The organism is Streptomyces sp. NBC_01717 (assembly GCF_036248255.1).
In the GTDB taxonomy this organism is placed as follows: domain Bacteria; phylum Actinomycetota; class Actinomycetes; order Streptomycetales; family Streptomycetaceae; genus Streptomyces.
On sequence record NZ_CP109178.1, the window covers coordinates 4259937 to 4275944 of the forward strand.

Annotated in this window: 11 protein-coding genes; 3 read left to right on the plus strand and 8 right to left on the minus strand. The window is 72.1% G+C overall.

Features of this window, described 5'->3' with window-relative positions; all coding sequences use genetic code 11:
* From OHB49_RS19240 to OHB49_RS19260, 5 genes are read right to left on the minus strand one after another with little or no spacing between them, the layout of a single operon-like run.
* Positions 1-1197, minus strand: a complete 1197-nt coding sequence (locus OHB49_RS19240) for an acyl-CoA dehydrogenase family protein (RefSeq protein ID WP_329161758.1) — start codon at positions 1195-1197, stop codon at positions 1-3.
* Positions 1194-3140 (minus strand): acetyl/propionyl/methylcrotonyl-CoA carboxylase subunit alpha, encoded by a 1947-nt coding sequence (locus OHB49_RS19245; protein WP_329161760.1) that lies wholly within the window; start codon positions 3138-3140, stop codon positions 1194-1196. The genes OHB49_RS19240 and OHB49_RS19245 overlap by 4 nt, the downstream gene beginning before the upstream one ends.
* An 8-nt stretch (positions 3141-3148) precedes the next feature.
* A complete protein-coding gene (locus OHB49_RS19250) occupies positions 3149-4747 on the minus strand; it encodes an acyl-CoA carboxylase subunit beta (protein ID WP_329161762.1) in 1599 nt (532 codons plus the stop codon).
* A complete protein-coding gene (locus tag OHB49_RS19255) occupies positions 4744-6462 on the minus strand; it encodes an acyclic terpene utilization AtuA family protein (RefSeq protein WP_329161764.1) in 1719 nt (572 codons plus the stop codon). The genes OHB49_RS19250 and OHB49_RS19255 overlap by 4 nt, the downstream gene beginning before the upstream one ends.
* Complete coding sequence (locus OHB49_RS19260) at positions 6459-7280, minus strand: TIGR03084 family metal-binding protein (RefSeq protein WP_329161766.1); 822 nt, start codon at positions 7278-7280, stop codon at positions 6459-6461. The genes OHB49_RS19255 and OHB49_RS19260 overlap by 4 nt, the downstream gene beginning before the upstream one ends.
* Positions 7281-7413: 133 nt before the next feature.
* Here OHB49_RS19260 and OHB49_RS19265 point away from each other — a divergent pair, with 133 nt between their 5' ends.
* Positions 7414-8148, plus strand: coding sequence for an NUDIX domain-containing protein (locus tag OHB49_RS19265; RefSeq protein WP_329161768.1), 735 nt, complete (start codon positions 7414-7416; stop codon positions 8146-8148).
* An 11-nt stretch (positions 8149-8159) separates the two neighbouring features.
* Here OHB49_RS19265 and OHB49_RS19270 read toward each other — a convergent pair whose 3' ends face one another.
* Positions 8160-9125: an EamA family transporter gene (locus tag OHB49_RS19270; RefSeq protein ID WP_329161770.1), complete on the minus strand. Its 966-nt coding sequence runs from the start codon at positions 9123-9125 to the stop codon at positions 8160-8162.
* A gap of 162 nt (positions 9126-9287) precedes the next feature.
* Between OHB49_RS19270 and OHB49_RS19275 the strand changes: the two genes are divergently transcribed.
* Together OHB49_RS19275 and OHB49_RS19280 are read left to right on the plus strand one after the other, a co-directional pair.
* Complete coding sequence (locus OHB49_RS19275; RefSeq protein ID WP_329161772.1) at positions 9288-10172, plus strand: LysR family transcriptional regulator; 885 nt, start codon at positions 9288-9290, stop codon at positions 10170-10172.
* Positions 10173-10250: 78 nt separating this feature from the next.
* Positions 10251-11393: a serine hydrolase domain-containing protein gene (locus OHB49_RS19280; protein WP_329161774.1), complete on the plus strand. Its 1143-nt coding sequence runs from the start codon at positions 10251-10253 to the stop codon at positions 11391-11393.
* Between the two features lie 165 nt (positions 11394-11558).
* Here OHB49_RS19280 and OHB49_RS19285 read toward each other — a convergent pair whose 3' ends face one another.
* Positions 11559-14378: an FAD-binding and (Fe-S)-binding domain-containing protein gene (locus tag OHB49_RS19285; protein ID WP_329161776.1), complete on the minus strand. Its 2820-nt coding sequence runs from the start codon at positions 14376-14378 to the stop codon at positions 11559-11561.
* 146 nt (positions 14379-14524) lie between these two features.
* A complete protein-coding gene (locus OHB49_RS19290) occupies positions 14525-15697 on the minus strand; it encodes an RNA-guided endonuclease InsQ/TnpB family protein (RefSeq protein WP_329161778.1) in 1173 nt (390 codons plus the stop codon).
* Between the last annotated feature and the right edge of the window lie 311 nt (positions 15698-16008).

Below are 16008 nucleotides of genomic sequence, written 5' to 3' on the forward strand. Positions count from 1 at the left end.
TCAGTACGACTTGGGGAGACCCAGGGACTGGTGGGAAACGTAGTTCAGGATCATTTCCCGGCTGACGGGTGCGATCCGGGCGACGCGGGCCGCGGTGATCAGGGAAGCGATCCCGTATTCGCGGGTGAGGCCGTTGCCGCCGAGGGTGTGCACCGCTTGGTCGACGGCTTTCACGCAGGCCTCGGCAGCGGCGTACTTCGCCATGTTGGCGGCTTCGCCCGCACCGATGTCGTCGCCCTCGTCGTAGAGCCTGGCGGCCTTCTGCATCATCAGGCGGGCCAGTTCGAGTTCGATGTGCGCCTGGGCGAGGGGGTGGGCGATGGCCTGGTGGGAGCCGATGGGCTCCTTCCACACCTGTCGGGTCCGGGCGTACTCGACGGCGCGGCCGAGGGCGTACCGGCCCATGCCGAGGGCGAAGGCGGCGGTCATGATGCGTTCGGGGTTGAGTCCGGCGAAGAGCTGGAGGAGGCCCGCGTCCTCTCCCCCACTCTCGGCTTCGCCCGAGCGGGAGGTACCCCCTCCGACGAGGGCGTCGGCGGGCAGCCGCACGTCGTCGAGGACCAGCTCGAACTGCTTCTCCGGTGCCTGGAGTTCCATGTCGATCTGCGAGCGCCGAAATCCGGGGGCGTCGCGCGGGACGATGAAGAGGCAGGGCTTGAGCCTGCCGGTCCTGGCGTCCTCGGTGCGCCCGACGATGAGGGTGGCGTCGGCGATGTCGACACCGGAGACGAACACCTTCCGCCCGGTGAGCAGCCACTCGTCGCCGTCGCGGCGGGCGGTGGTGGTGATGCGGTGGGAGTTGGAGCCGGCGTCGGGTTCGGTGATGCCGAAGGCCATGGTGAGGGTGCCGTCGGCGAGGCCGGGGAGCCACTGCTGTTTCTGGGTGTCGGTGCCGAAGCGGGCGATGACGGTGCCGCAGATCGCCGGGGAGACGATCATCATGAGGAGGGGCGATCCTGCCGCTCCCAGCTCTTCCAGGACTATGGAGAGTTCGGCCATGCCGCCGCCTCCGCCGCCGTACTCCTCGGGGAGGTTGACCCCCAGGTAGCCGAGCTTGGCGGCTTCGGTCCACAGTTCGCGGGGGTGGGCGCCGTCGCGTACGACGGAGGTCATGTAGTCGCGCCCGTACCGCTTTCCGAGTGCGGCGACGGCGGCGCGCAGGTCTTGCTGCTCTTCGGTTTCGAGGGCGGTGCTCATGGGGTCGGTTCCTCCTGTGCGTCTTGTACGACTGCGAGCAGGGCGCCGACCTCCACCTGGAGGCCGGGTGCGGCGTGGAGCGCGGTGAGGGTGCCGGTGGCGGGGGCGAGGATGCGGTGTTCCATCTTCATCGCCTCGAGCCAGATGAGGGGCTGTCCGGCTCGGACGGCGGCGCCGGGTGCGAGGCCGTCGGCGAGCCGGACGACGGTGCCGGGCATGGGGGCGAGCAGGGAGCCGGGTTCGGTGCGTTCGGTGGGGTCGGTGAAGCGGGGGAGGGTGGTGAAGGTGTACGAGCCGGTGGCGCCGTCCACGTGGACCCGGTCGTGGTGGGTGGCGAGGCGGAAGCGGTGGGTGACGCCGTCGTCGGTTTCGACGGTGACGTGGCCGGGGGTGGCGGTGAGGATCCGGGCACCGGGGGCGTCGATCGCGCCGCTGCGGGTGGTGCGGTAGGCGATCTCGTGTTCGGCGCCGTCGGGTTCGCTGCGGTAGCGCCTGGTCTGTGGCTGGGAGGGGAGATTGCGCCAGCCGCCGAAGCGGGATGTGCCGATGGCTTCCGGGTGCCGGGCGGCGTGGGCGGCGGCTGCGGCGAGGGCCGCGAGGTGCCGGTCCGCGTCGTCGCCCGGGGTGCGGGTGAGGGATTCCAGGTGGCGGTCGTAGAAGCCGGTGTCGGGGCGGGCGCCGGTGAAGTCGGGGTGGCGCAGGGACCGTACGAGCAGCGCGCGGTTGGTGACCGGGCCGTGGATGCGGGCGCGTTCCAGGGCGCGGGCGAGGAGTCGTACGGCCTGGGCGCGGGTGGGGGCGTGGGCGATGACCTTGGCGATCATCGGGTCGTAGTGCATGCCGATGGTGTCGCCGCCGGTGTATCCGGTGTCGAGGCGCAGACCGGGTTCGTCCGGTACGTCCAGCGTGAGCAGTGCTCCGGTCTGTGGCTGCCAGTCGCGGGCCGGGTCCTCCGCGTAGAGCCGGGCTTCGACGGCGTGCCCGTGCGGGGCGGGGGGCGTGGTGGGGAGGGGTTCGCCTTCGGCGACGGACAGTTGGAGGGCGACGAGGTCGAGCCCGAAGACGGCTTCGGTGACGGGGTGTTCGACCTGGAGCCGGGTGTTCATCTCCAGGAAGTACGGGTGTCCGTCGGCGGCGACGAGGAACTCGACGGTGCCCGCGCCCCGGTAGCCGACGGCGCGGGCCGCTGCGGTCGCCGCGTCGTGCAGCCGGGTGCGCAGCGCGTCGTCGAGGCCGGGCGCGGGGGCTTCCTCGATGACCTTCTGGTGGCGGCGCTGGAGCGAGCAGTCGCGGGTGCCGAGCGCCCATACGGTGCCGTGTGCGTCGGCCATGATCTGGACCTCGACGTGCCGGCCGCGTTCGACGTAGGGCTCGGCGAAGACTTCGCCGTCGCCGAAGGCGCTCGCTGCCTCGGCCGTGGCGGCCGCCATCTCGCCGGGCAGGGCGTCCAGTTCACGTACGACCCGCATGCCGCGTCCGCCGCCGCCCGCCGCGGCCTTCAGCAGCAGCGGCAGGTCACCTGCGGTGGCCTGCGCCGGGTCGACGGGTGCGAGCAGCGGCACCCCGGCGGCGGCCATCAGTTCCTTGGCCCGGGTCTTGGACGCCATCATCTCGATGGCCTTGACCGGCGGGCCGACCCAGACGAGCCCGGCGTCCTGTACGGCCCGGGCGAAGCCGGCGTTCTCGGAGAGGAAGCCGTAGCCGGGGTGCACGGCGTCGGCGCCCGCCGTGCGGGCGGCGCGTACGACGAGATCGCCGCGCAGATAGGTGTCGGCGGGCGCGGCCCCCGGCAGCCGTACGGCGATGTCGGCCTCCCTGACGTGCAGTGCGTCGGCGTCCGCGTCCGAGTACACGGCGACGGTGGCGATGCCCAGGGCACGGCAGGTACGGAAGATCCGGCAGGCGATCTCGCCCCGATTGGCGACGAGCAGGGTGCTGATCATGTTCGTCCTCACATCCGGAAGATGCCGAAGCCGCCGCGGGCGCCTTCGACCGGGGCGGTGTGGATCGCGGACAGGCAGATCCCGAGGACGGTCCTGGTGTCGCGCGGGTCGATGACCCCGTCGTCGTACAGCCGCCCGGAGAGGAACATCGGCAGCGACTCGGACTCGATCTGCTGCTCCACCATGGCACGCAGCCCGGCGTCGGCCTCGTCGTCGTAGGGCCGTCCCTTCGCGGCGGCGGAGGCCCGGGCGACGATGGACAGCACGCCCGCGAGCTGCTGCGGGCCCATCACGGCGGACTTGCTGCCGGGCCAGGCGAAGAGGAAGCGGGGGTCGTAGGCGCGCCCGCACATGCCGTAGTGCCCGGCCCCGTAGGAGGCGCCCATCAGCACGGACAGGTGCGGGACCCTGGAGTTGGACACCGCGTTGATCATCATCGCGCCGTGTTTGATGATGCCACCCTGCTCGTACTCCTTGCCGACCATGTAGCCGGTGGTGTTGTGCAGGAAGAGGAGGGGGATGTCGCGCTGGTTGGCGAGCTGGATGAACTGGGCGGCCTTCTGCGACTCCTCGCTGAACAGCACCCCTTGCGCGTTGGCGAGGATGCCGACGGGGTAGCCGTGCAGCCGGGCCCATCCGGTGACCAGGCTCGTGCCGTACAGCGGTTTGAACGCGTCGAAGTCGGAGCCGTCGACGATCCGGGCGATCACCTCGCGCGGGTCGAACGGGATCTTGAGATCTCCGGGCACGATCCCGAGCAGTTCGTCCTCGTCGTACTTCGGTGGCTCGGCGGGTCCCGGATCGGGGTGTGCCTTGCGCCAGTTGAGCCGGGCGACGATCCGCCGTGCCTGGCGCAGCGCGTCGTGCTCGTCGACGGCGAAGTGGTCGGCGAGTCCGGAGGTGCGGGCGTGCATGTCGGCGCCGCCGAGGGACTCGTCGTCGCTCTCCTCGCCGGTCGCCATCTTCACCAGCGGCGGTCCGCCGAGGAAGACCTTCGACTGCTCCTTGATCATGACGGTGTGGTCGGACATGCCGGGGACGTACGCCCCGCCGGCCGTGGAGTTCCCGAAGACGACCGCGACGGTGGGGATGCCCGCGGCGGAGAGCCGGGTGAGGTCCCGGAACAGTGCGCCGCCGGGGATGAAGATCTCCCTCTGGGACGGCAGATCGGCCCCGCCGGACTCGACGAGGCTGATGCAGGGCAGCCGGTTGGCGAAGGCGATCTCGTTGGCGCGCAGGGCCTTCTTCAGGGTCCAGGGGTTGGAGGCGCCGCCGCGCACGGTCGGGTCGTTGGCGGTGATCAGGCACTCGACGCCCTCGACGACCCCGATGCCCGTGACGAGCGAGGCCCCCACGGCGTACTCGCTGCCCCAGGCGGCCAGCGGCGACAGCTCCAGGAACGGTGTGTCGGCATCGACGAGCAGCTCGATCCGCTCCCGGGCGAGGAGTTTGCCGCGCCCCCGGTGCCGCTCGACGTACTTCTCGCCGCCTCCCGCGAGGGCCTTGCCGTGCTCGGTGCCGAGCTCGCCGAGCCGGTCGAGCATGGTGGCGCGGTTCGCGGCGTATTCGGGACTCGTGGTGTCGAGCCCGGTGGCCAGGACGGTCATGCGTGCGCCTCCGGTGCGTCGGTGGTTTCGAGCAGGGTCACGGGGATGGGGAGGTGCCGGGACCGCAGCCACTCCCCCACCGCCTTGGCCTGCGGATCGAAGCGGGCCTGGGCGGCGACGCCTTCGCCGAGGAGGCCGTGGACGACGAAGTTCAGTGCGCGGAGGTTCGGCAGGACGTGCCGTACGACGGTCAACTCGGCGGTTTCGGGCAGCAGTTCCTGGAAGCGTTCGACGGTCAGTTCGTGGGCCAGCCAGCGCCAGGCGTCGTCGGTGCGGACCCAGATGCCGATGTTGGCGTCACCGCCCTTGTCGCCGCTCCGGGCGCCGGCGATCCGGCCGAGGGGGGTGAGCTGGGTCAGCCCGGCGGGCAGGGGTTCGGGGAGAGCGGGCTCGTCGATTTCCTCGAGCGCCTTTGTCCGTACGGGTGGTGTCACCCGCTCCCGTCGCCCGTCCGGCCCCAAGGCGACGTGCTCGACGTCTTCCGCCGGTACGTACCTCGCCTCGAACACTCCGTAGGGCGCGCCCTTGCCGGGCGGGGCGGTGACATGGAAGCCCGGGTAGCTGCCGAGGGCCAGCTCGATCGCGGCCCCGGAGACCGCCCTGCCGACGGCCTCCGGGTCCTGGTCGCGGACGACGAGCCGGAGCAGGGCGGCGGCGGTCTCCTCGGTGTCGGCGTCGGCCCTGTCGGTACGGGCCAGTTCCCACCGCACCTCGTCGGGCGGCCCGGTACGGGACCGGGCGAGCGCCTGCGCGAACTGGTCCTGCACCAGCTGTGCCTTGGCCTCGATGTCGAGCCCGGTGAGCACGAAGACGACCTCGTTGCGCCAGCCGCCGAGCCGGGTGAGCCCCACCTTGAGGGTGGGCGGCGGGGCCTCGCCGCGCACCCCGGAGATCCGGACCCGGTCCGGCCCGTCCTGGGTCAGGCGTGCGGTGTCGAGCCGGGCGGTCACGTCCGGCCCGGCGTACCGGGCGCCGCCGGTCTCGTAGAGGAGCTGGGCCGTGACGGTCCCGACGTCGACGAAGCCGCCCGTGCCGTCGTGCTTGGTGATGACGGACGACCCGTCGGCGTGGATCTCGGCGAGCGGGAAGCCGGGCCGGCGGATGTCGTGGCCGCGGAAGAAGGAGTAGTTCCCGCCGGTGGCCTGGGTGCCGCACTCCAGGACGTGTCCGGCGACGACGGCCCCGGCGAGGGCGTCGTGGTCGTCCGGCCCCCAGCCGAAGTGGGCGGCGGCGGGGCCGGTGACGAGGGCGGCGTCGGTGACCCGGCCGGTGACGACGACATCGGCTCCGGCGCGCAGGCAGGCGGCGATGCCGTGGCCGCCGAGGTAGGCGTTGGCGGTGAGGAACCCGTCGGGCACGGGCAGGCTGTCGCCCTCGACATGCGCGACCCGGACCGGAACGCCCACCTTGCGGGCCAGTTCGGCGACGGCCCCGGCGAGTGCGGCCGGGTTGAGCCCCCCGGCATTGGCGACGATCTTCACACCGCGCTCGTGGGCGAGCCCGAGGCCTTCTTCGAGCTGCTGCAGGAAGGTGGTGGCGTAGCCGCGGGCAGGGTCCTTGAGCCGGCTGCGCCCGAGGATGAGCATGGTCAGCTCGGCGAGGTAGTCGCCGGTGAGGATGTCGAGGGGGCCGTCGGTGAGCATCTCCCGTACGGCGTCGAAGCGGTCACCGTAGAACCCGGAGGCGTTCCCGATCCGCAGCGGTGCGGCGGTCATCGGGCGCCGCCCCGTGCACCGCTGCCGGGTGCACCACCCCCGGGCGCGCGGCCGGGTCCGGGCGGGCCGGCGAAGGCCTGGGCGATGTCCAGCCACTGGTCGGCGTCGGCCCCGACGGCACGGACGGCGAGGTCGTCGCGGTGGGCGCGGCGGGTGACGAGGAGGCAGAAGTCGTGCAGCGGTCCGGTGACACGCTGTCCGGCGTCCTCGGGCCCGAATGCGATCACCTCGCCGTCGGGGGCTTCGAGTTCGATGCGGAACTCCTCGTCGGGCGCCTTGATCCCCTGTACGAGGAAGGCGTGGTCACGGGTCCGCACCCCGATCCGGGCGATGTGGCGCAGCCGGGTGGTCGGGGCGCGTACGGCACCGAGGGCGTCGGCGACGTCCTGCCCGTGCGCCCAGGTCTCCATCAGCCGCGCGGTCGCCATGGACGCGACGCTCATGGGCGGCCCGTACCAGGGGATGCGGGTGCCGGGCGGGGCGGCGCGCAGGGCTCGTTGGAGCCGGTCGCGCCCGTCGCGCCAGCGGGTGAGCAGCGTGGCCGGCTCCTCGGCCACGAGTTCCCCGGCGGCCTGGTCGACGAAGCTGTCGGGTGCCGCCTGTGCCTTGGCGACCTCCGCGGCGAAGGCACCCGGGTCGGTCACGGCGAGCAGGGCGACCTCGTCGGTCCAGGTCAGATGGGCGATCTGGTGGGCGACTGTCCAGCGTTCGGCGGGGGTCGGCCCGGCCCACTGCTCGGCGCTCAACTCCGCTACCAGCAGGTCGAGTTCGTCGCTCTCGCTGCGCAGATCGTCGAGCACGGCTGCGGCATCGGACACGGTGCGCTCCCCTCGGGGCGTGGCGGTGTGCCCAGGAGCATGTCAGCGGACCAGGAAACAAGCAAGCATGCTTGCATTGTTTGATGCGTCCGACTCCACGGCCGGGCCGGGATCCGGCTGCTAGCCTCCGCCGATGACTGACGAACCTCGCGCCGCAGGTGTGCGTTTCGACGACAACAGACTTGTCCTGGAGCAGTATCGGGACCAGGCCGGCATCTACTACTCCTTCCCGGGCGCCGCCCCGGACTCCTTCCGCGCCGACGGCCGGACCGCTGAGGGCACATCGGCCGCACTCTCCCTGACCGAGGCGCTGCACGCCCGGATCCGCCCGGTCGGCACGGCGGAGAACGTCCTGCGCGCGTGGTCGCAGGGAGCTCCCCCGCAGGACACGGCCGCCCTGGACGACCCGACGACAGCCGAACCGACCCGGGTCCGCGGCGGCGCGATCGTCATCCGCGACCGGCGGATGCTACTGATCCACTTCCCCGGGGACGACGGCTGCCACTACGAGATCCCGGGCGGCGGCGTCGAAGCCGGCGAGACACCGGAGGTGGCGGCGGTCCGCGAACTCCGGGAGGAGACCGGCCTGCACGGAACGGTCGTACGCGAAGTGGCCCGGATCTGGCGGGGCGGCACCCGGGGCCACTACTTCACGATGGAGGCGGACGGCGAAGTGGGCGAACCGGAGACACTGGACAACTACGGGGGCGCCCCGGCCTGGGTACCGGTCTCCGAGCTGCCCACCACCCCGCTCTGGCCCCGCCGGCTGTCCTGGCGGATCGCCCACTGGCACACCTCCGGCTGGCCGGCGTATCCGGCCGAACTGGCGGATACGGTCTGGGACCTGGACGCGGCCTGCGGGTGGTGACGGCCGACTCTCTAGGAGTTCGCCTTCGTGCGGCGGCCGGCGCCCACCTGGCTGCGGACCGCGCCCATGCTCGCCCCGATGACCAGCGCGATCGCCAGCGCGTCGGTGGCGGTCAGGGCCTGGTCGAGGATGAGGAATCCGGCCGTCGCCGCGATGGCCGGCTCCAGGCTCATCAGCACGGCGAACGTGTGCGCGGGCAGCCGGCGCAGCGCCATCAGTTCCAGGGTGTACGGGAGCACCGAGCTCATCAGCGCCACCGCCGCACCCATCGCCAGTGTCGACGGGACCGCCAGCTTCGCGCCCGATTCCAGGATGCCCAGCGGCAGTGACAGCACTGCGGCGACCACCATCGCCAGGGCCAGACCGTCGGCCTGCGGGAAGCGGCGGCCGGTGCGGGCGCTGAAGACGATGTACGTCGCCCACATCGCCCCCGCACCCAGCGCGAACGCCGCACCGAGCGGGTCCAGCCGGTCGAAGCCTCCGCCGCCCAGCAGGAACACCCCGCCCAGCGCGAGCCCCGCCCAGACGAAGTTGATCAGACGGCGGGAGGCGATCACCGAGAGCGCCAGCGGGCCGAGCACCTCCAGGGTGACGGCCGCACCCAGCGGAATGCGGTCGAGAGCCTGGTAGAAGAGCATGTTCATGGCGCCCATGGCGATGCCGAACGCAACCACCGTTCCCCAGTCGGCCCGCGAGTGACCGCGCAGCTTCGGGCGGCAGACGGCCAGCAGGACGACCGCGGCGACCACCAGCCGGAGCGTGACCACCCCGAGCGCACCGGCCCGCGGCATCAGCAGGGCCGCGACCGCCGAGCCGAACTGCACGGAGAGGCCGCCCGCGACCACCAGGGCCACCGGGGCGAGCGCCGCCCTTCGGCCGCCCGGACGCGCGGAGCCCGCCCCGTCGAGGGCGGACACCGCCTCCGGTACGGCGACGGCTGCTACGGCCGGCTCTGCGGCACTGCGCTGGTCGTTCACGTGGCGGCCTTCCTCCTCAAGGGGCTGAACGGGATCGAGTGCACTGTATTGCACTTCACGATTGAAGATACTGCACTCTTGCGGCGTGGGCCGTTTCTTTACCGTAGAGACCTCCGCGCGGCGCGTGAAATGCCCAATGCGCTCCCGTTATGCTGCCGACGCATGAGCACAGGACAGGGCCGCAGCGTCGAGCTGCGCCACTTGCGGGCCTTCCTCGCCGTCGCCGACGCGGGCAACGTCACACGCGCCGCAGCCGCGCTCCGGCTCACGCAGCCCGCCGTCTCCCGCACCCTCGCCGCCCTCGAGCAGCATCTCGGCGTCCGGCTCGTGGACCGCTCCACCCATCACCTCGCCCTCACCCCCGAGGGCGTCGTCTTCCGCGACAAGGCGGCCGCCGCGGTCGCCGCCTTCGACGAGGCGGTCGACTCCGGTGGCCTGCGCAACTGGCCGCTGCGGCTCGGACACGCCTGGTCCGCGTTCGGCCCGTACACCACACCGCTGCTCCGCGGCTGGCAGGACCGGTACCCGGAGACCCCTCTCGAACTGCTGCGGATCGACGACCGCACGGCCGGGCTCACCCGCGGCGAGGTCGACGCGGCTCTGCTGCGCGGGCCCGTCGAGGCGCCGGGGCTCGTCACCGAGGTGCTGTTCAGCGAGGACCGGGTGGCGGCGGTGACGGCGGACGGCCCGCTCGCCGCACACACCACGCTCCGTCTCGCCGATCTCGCGGACGGCACGGTCGTCCTCAACACCGTCTCCGGCACCACCACAGTCGACCTGTGGCCGCCGCACGCCCGCCCCGCCGCCACCCTCACCGTCGCCAACACCGACGACTGGCTGACCGCCATCGCGGCCGGCCGCGGCTCCGGGGTGTCGGTCGCCTCCACCGCCGACATGCATCCGCACACCGGGGTCGCGTACCGCCCGCTCGTCGACGCCCCGACCGTGCCGCTGCTGCTCGCCCGCCGCGACGCACCCGGCCATCCGGCGCTGCCGAAACTCGCGGCAATGGCCCGCGAAATCATTGGAGAAGACATCACCGGATGAGGGAATTTCCCTGCGCGGCAAGGGGGTTGGGGTGCTGTGAGAGCCGGACACAGGCCGACCGTCATCTGGGGGATCACCTTGACGAACGACATCACCGTGCACGGCACGGTCGCACCGGGCTTCGAAGGCGTACGGGAGACCTACGCCGCCGTACTCGCCGAGGACACCACCGAGCCCGGGTCCCAGCTCGCGGTGCGGCTGCACGGCCGGACGGTCGTCGATCTCTGGGCCGGGGACGGGATCGAGGCCGATTCACTGCCCGCCGTGTACTCGTCCACCAAGGGCGCCGCGCACCTGGTCGTCGCGCTGCTGGTCCAGGACGGCGTTCTCGACCTGGACCGTACGGTCGCCTCCTACTGGCCCGCGTTCGCCGCCGAGGGCAAGGGCGGGCTGACACTGCGGCAGCTGCTCGCGCACGCCTCCGGAGTGATCGGGGTGGAGGGCGGGTTCAGCGACGAGGAGCTGGCTGACGACCGGCTGCTCGCCGCCCGGCTGGCGGGGCAGACGCCGTTCTGGACGCCCGGTACGGCGTACGGGTACCACGGCCTGGTGATCGGGGCCCTCACCGGTGAAGTGGTGCGCCGGGTCACGGGGCGTTCGATCCAGGAGCTCTTCGAGGAGCGGATCAGGGCCCCGTACGGGCTGGACTTCTTTCTGGGACAGCCCGAGGCGCTCGAAGCGCGGTACGTCGCCGTCCGGCCGATGGCGCCCACCCCGGAGCAGGCGGCCGCGCTCGTGCTCGACCCGATCGATCCGAAGAGCCTCAGGGCCGTCGCCTTCAACTACCCGACCGACCTGATCACGTGGATCAACAATCCGTCCGTGCGGGCGCTGGGCCCGGCCTCGGTGGGTGGTGTGGGCTCGGCGCGCGGGCTGGCCGGGATGTACGCGGCCGCCATCTCGGAGGTGGACGGCCGGGCCCCGCTGCTCAAGGCGGAGACGCTCGCCGAGTTCGCCCGGCTGCACGCGGTCGGCACCGACCTGGTGACCGGCGAGGAGGACCACTTCGGGCTCGGCTTCGAGCGGCCGGCCGTGCGGTATCCGTCGCTGGGCGAGGGGGCGTTCGGGCACTGCGGTGCGGCGGGGTCGCAGGCGCTTGCCGATCCGGCCAGTGGGGTGGCGTACGGGTACACGCGGCGGCGGTATGCCTTTCCTGGTGGGGCGGCGCCGGAGAACGAGCGGTTGGTGGCGGCGGTGGTGCGGGCGGCCGCCACGGGCTGACAGCGTGTGGGGGCGGGGGAGGGCTGTTCCCCCGCCCCGCCCCTTCCCGAACCCGGGGCTCCGCCCCGAAGCCCCGCTGCGCAACAATCGCCGCAGGGGCTTGGGTGTTTCCACGGGGACTTGGGTGTTGCTGCACAGGGTTGGGTGTTGCTGTGGGGGCTTGGGTCAGATCGGGTGGGTGTCGGTGCCGTTCAGGCCCTCTGCCAGCAGCTCCGCCAGGTGCCTCGATCGCACGCCTGCCAGCTGGGCCAGCTGGGTCCGGCAGGAGAAGCCGTCGGCCAGGATGTCCGTGCCGGGCTCCGCACTCCGTACCGACGGCAGCAGCTGCTCCTCCGCGCAGGCCACCGACACCCCCCAGTGGCCCCGTTCGAAACCGAAGTTCCCCGCCAGTCCGCAGCAGCCACCGGCCAGTTCACCTGCCAGTCCGGCGCGTTCGCGCAGCCGTCGTTCCGCTGCGTCGCCGAGGACCGCGTGCTGGTGGCAGTGGGTCTGGCCGGTGACCGGGCGGTCCAGGCGCGGTGGTTGCCAGTCGGGGGCGTACTCCTCCAGGTACTGCGCCAAAGTGCGCACGGATGCGGCGAGTTCCGCGGCGCGGGGGTCGTCGGGGAGGAGTTCCGGGAGGTCCGTACGGAGAGTGGCGGCGCAACTCGGTTCGAGGACGACGAGCGGGTCGCCGAGGGCGGGTCCCATCCGGTCCAGCGTGCGGCGCATGACCCTGCGGGCCTTGTCCAGCTGGCCCGTCGACACGTAGGTGAGGCCGCAGCACACGCCTCGCCCCGGGTACAGGGCTGTCCGGCCCGCCGCCTCCAGGACCCGGACCGCCGCCCTGCCGACCTCCGGGGAGAGATGGTTGGTGAAGGTGTCCGGCCAGACCGTCACCACCTGGTCGCCCGACAGGAGCACCGTCCCCCGGCGCCTGCGCTTGGCCGCCCACCGGGTGAACGTCTCCCCCGGCAGAATCGGAATTGACCGCTCCGCAGCAATGCCCGCGAGCCGCTTCGCCAGTGCGGCGAGCGGGCGGATCCGGGCCAGCACGTTCAGCACCGGCGCGAACGGGGCCGCGAGCCGCAGCCACCCCGGCAGGCGGCCCATCACGTAGTGGGCGGCGGGGCGCAGCCGCCCCCGGTAGTGGTGGTGCAGGAACTCCGCCTTGTACGTGGCCATGTCCACGCCCACCGGGCAGTCGCTGCGGCATCCTTTGCAGGACAGGCACAGGTCGAGCGCGTCCCGGACCTCCTTCGACCGCCAGCCGTCCGTGATCACCTCACCCGCGAGCATCTCGTGCAGCAGCCGGGCCCGGCCGCGGGTGGAGTGCGCCTCCTCGCCTGTCGCCCGGAACGACGGGCACATCACGCCCGCGCCCGGCGCCTGCGCCGTACGGCACTTCGCGACGCCGACACACCGCCGTACGGCCGCCGAGAAGTCGCCGCCGTCGTGCGGGTAGCCGAAGGTGACGTCCACCGGGTGCTTCGGCAGGACGTCGAAGCGGAGGTTCTCGTCGAGGCGGGCCGGTCGGGCGAGCACCCCGGGGTTCATGCCGCCGTCCGGGTCCCAGAGGTCCTTGAACCGCCCGAAGAGCGCGACGAGTTCGTCTCCGTACATGCGGGGGAGCAGCTCGGCCCGGGCCTGCCCGTCGCCGTGTTCCCCGCTCAGTGAGCCGCCGTGCGCGACGACGAGCGTGGCCAGTTCCTCGGAGAAGCGGCGGAACCGGGCAACGCCGTCATCGCTCAGCAGGTCGAAGTCGATCCGCACATGGATGCAGCCGTCGCCGAAGTGCCCGTACGGTGTGCCGCGCAGTCCGTGGGCGGTGAGCAGGGCGCGGAATTCGCGCAGGTAGGGGCCGAGGCGGGCGGGTGGTACGGCGCAGTCCTCCCAGCCGGGCCAGGCCTCACTGCCGTCGGGCATCCGGGTCGCCGTGCCGGATGCGTCCTCCCGGATGCGCCACAGGGCCCGCTGCCCGGCCGGGTCGGTGACGACGGCCGCGTCCACCGCGTCGGCCGCCCGCAGGATCTGTTCGGCGCGCGCCCGCGCCTCGGCCGGGGTGGCGCCACCCGTCTCGACGAAGAGCCAGGCTCCGCCGCGCGGCAGACCGGCCGGTTCGCGTACGAGATCGGCGGCCATGCCCTCGACCGTCAGGGGGCAGTACGGGAGGAGGCCGGGGGCGGCTTCGGCGGCCGCGGACTCGTCGGCGTACCCGAGTACGGCGAGGGCGCGGGCCTCGGGTGCCTCGACCAGCCGTACGGTCGCCTCCGTCACCACGCCGAGCGTCCCCTCGCTGCCGCAGAAGGCGCGGGCGAGGTCCGGTCCGCGCTCCGGGAGCAGGGCGTCGAGGGCGTACCCGGAGATGCGGCGCGGAAGCTCGGGAAAGCCGGTGCGCAAAAGGGCGAGGTGACTGCCGGCCAGTTCGCGCAGGCCGGCGGGGGCGCCGTCCCACCGGCCGCGGCCCAGCCGCAGCGTGTCGCCGCCGTAGCGGGCGACGGCCAGTGCTTCGACGTTGTCGGCGGTGGTGCCCCAGGCCACCGAGTGGGAGCCGCAGGAGTTGTTGCCGATCATCCCGCCGAGTGTGCAGCGGCTGTGTGTGGACGGGTCCGGGCCGAACGTGAGGCCGTACGGTGCGGCGGCCCGGCGCAGGTCGTCCAGGATCACGCCGGGCTGGACGACGGCCGTGCGGGTCCCGGCGTCCAGCTCCACGATCGACCGCAGATGGCGGGTGAGGTCGAGGACCACACCGGTGCCGGTGGCCTGCCCGGCGATGGAGGTTCCGCCGCCGCGCGGCACCACGGGCACCTCGTGCGCACGGCAGACGGCGAGCGCGGCGGCGATGTCGTCGGCGTCGCGCGGGGCGACGACGCCGAGTGGTACGCGACGGTAGTTGGAGGCGTCCATCGTCATCAGCGCCCGTGCGGTGGCGTCGAACTCCACCTCTCCGCGCACAGCGCCGGAGAGGGCCCGCACAAGAGAGGTCCGCATCTGCTCGTCGGTCATGCGCCCAGGATGCCGTCGATCGTCCCGCCGACCGGGCCATTGGGGCTGCCGCCCCTCGCGTTTCCCGTCAACGACCCGGGACTGAAGTTCCCGGGCTTGCTGCTCGGGTCATCGATGGCTTCGATGAGTCCGGCTGCGTCCAGCTCTCACGCGATCAGCGTGAGAGCGGGGGCCGTTGACTCGGCCCCGCGGACCCACGCGTACCACCCTCTGTGGGCGATGTTGTGGGACGAGTTGTGGTCCGCGTGCTCAACGAAGCCGCAGGACCGGCAGGCGAACACGGCCTGGGAAGGCCGGTTGCCGCGTTCGACATGATGACACTGCGAGCATTCCTGGCTGGTGTACGCCGGATCGACGTGCACCACCGGCACTCCGGCCCGCTTCGCCTTGTAGGCGATGAAGGAGCCGAGCTGGGCGAAAGGCCAGGAGTGGAGCGTGGTGCGTTGGGGCTTTCTCAGCCGTGCCCGCTCCCGGATACCGCCCAAATCCTCCAGGGCGATTCCGCGACCGGTGCGTGCAGCCTCCGCCACGATCCGCTTGCTGATCTTGTGGTTGATGTCCTTGTTGCGGCGGGCCTCGCGGCCCGCGTACTTCTTCGCCCGCCGCTTCGCGGACTTCGTGCCCTTCCTCTGCAGCTTGGAACGCAGAGCTCGGTCCCTGGCCCGCTTGCGGTTGATCCTGCGCCCGGAGTACCTGGTGCCGTCGCTCGTGGCGGCGATGTTCACGATCCCGAAGTCCACACCGAGGAACGCGGCCGGGTGTGTGTTCGGTTCGGCCTCGGGGATCTCGCAGGTCGCGAGCAGATACCACTGCCCGCCCTCACACAGCAGGTCGGACTCGCCTTGCCGATACCGGGCCAGGACCTCCAACTGTTCCGTCTGTCCCGTGAAGGCCACGTTCTTCATGCGCCCGCCGGTGGTCCAGATCGATACCGTACGCCGTTCGTGCTGCCAGGACAGCATCCGGTCGTCATACGGCTGGGCCGCCTGGGGCCGGAAGGCGACCGACTTGCCCGAAACCCGGGCGTGGCGCTTCGAACCGGGCCTGCCACAACGGCCGTTCCGCAAGTTCGCCGCCAGGGCGGTATACGCGTCGCAGGTCTTCTTGACCGCATGCTGAGCAGCCTGCGCCCCGAGCTCCCACCGGGACTTGATCTCCCGATAGGTCAGCCTGCGCAGCGGCAGATTCCTGCGCACGCCCGTCTCGAACGCCACTGTCGCGGCCCAGGTCGCGGCCTCGTTGCACGCGGTCAGGGTCGCCTCAAGCACCGACGCCTGCAACGGCGTCGGCAGCAACTTGACCCGCACCACCAACTTCATGACAACGGACTCTAGTGCGCCAATCGCACAAACCAGCGGAGTCCGCTCACCTTCCACCCGCACCAGTGATCCATCGCCCACGCGTTCGCCTCCAACGCTCGTGGCCTTGTCCGGCTCCGCCGGGCGGCTGTGCGGGCACGTGCCCGGTGGCGCGACACTGCGGCACTCCGCGCCGCCCGCCCAGGACGCGATTCCTCCCGGGGTCGAAGCTCCGGGGTTCCTCGCGAGAATGCGCTGAATACGTCAGTACGTCGGAATACGTCGGAATGCGCCAGCCCCGTAGTCACATACATAACAAAGAAAGCCGCAAG